This is a genomic window from Streptomyces calidiresistens (assembly GCF_014141525.1).
Classification (GTDB): Bacteria; Actinomycetota; Actinomycetes; order Streptomycetales; family Streptomycetaceae; genus Streptomyces; species Streptomyces calidiresistens.
Map to the genome: position 1 here is coordinate 1 of NZ_VKHS01001257.1, position 1,040 is coordinate 1,040.

General features: G+C 73.6%; 1 protein-coding gene. It reads right to left on the reverse strand.

The window, feature by feature from the left end; translation table 11 throughout:
• Positions 1–389: 389 nt before the first annotated feature.
• A partial coding sequence (locus FOE67_RS26745) for a hypothetical protein (protein ID WP_438874323.1) occupies positions 390–1,040 on the reverse strand: 651 nt, incomplete at its 5' end.

Sequence of the window (1,040 nt, forward strand, 5' to 3'; positions counted from 1 at the left end):
AGCCTCCTTCGGTTTCGGGGTCGGTGGCCTTGTGGCGGGAGGCCGCCGAGGCAGGGGACTCCGGGCGGCGGGGCTTGGTGCTCCGCCCGGTGCGCTCCTGGACTGCCATCGCGCACTTCCCTTCGGGAGTGTGGTTCCCGGCGTCTGCCGGTGACTCCACTGTCCCGCGGGCCCGCCGGTCCCGGCAGGGGCCGACAGGGTGTCAGGGGTGGGCCCATGGGTCCCCGTTCGGTACCGATGGTCCCCGTTCCCCGGCGGCGGGGCCGGGAAGGGTTCCGGCCCCGCCGCCGGGGTGCCCCGGGCCCGGGTTACGGGGGCGCACCCGTTCCCCACCGGCTGACGGTGCCGGCCGATCGAGTGGTGGTGGGGGTCTCCGGATCCGGCGTCGGTCAGCGGATCCAGGGATACCGATCGACCGGGGCGACGCGGGCCCACACCCGCCCCAGGCCCCAGGTGTCACCGGCCCGGGTGGAGGCCAGGACGAACAACACCGCCGCGTAGACGACGTGGTAGTCGACCAACGGGTTGGTGGAGCCGCTGGGCGAGCCGTCGCCCAGGATCCGGGCCGGCGGCCAGACCGCCGCCCACATGAAGCCCAGCATCAGCGCACCGGCGATCGCGATGGGCCACAGCGCCACCCCGAGGACCAGGGCGAGACCGAGACCGAGCAGCCCCGCCATGAAGAGCCAGTCGGTCCAGGTGGCGCCGGCCCAGGAGTTGAAGACCGGGGCGAAGGGCCCGGCCGAGACCGATCCGAGGAATCCGGCGGTCGGGGAGCCGCCCTCGATCCAGCCCCGTCCGGAGGGGGTGGACCAACCGAGGGCGAACATCTTGTCGAGGAAGGCCCACAGGAAGATCAGGCCGGTCGTGATCCGCAGGGCGGCGAGTAACCGTCCCGCCTGTGAGGCGCCGAAGCCTCCTTCGGTTTCGGGGTCGGTGGCCTTGTGGCGGGAGGCCGCCGAGGCAGGGGATTCCGGGTGGCGGGAGTCGGTGCTCCGCCCGGTGCGCTCGTGGACTGGCATCGCGCACTTCCCTTCGGG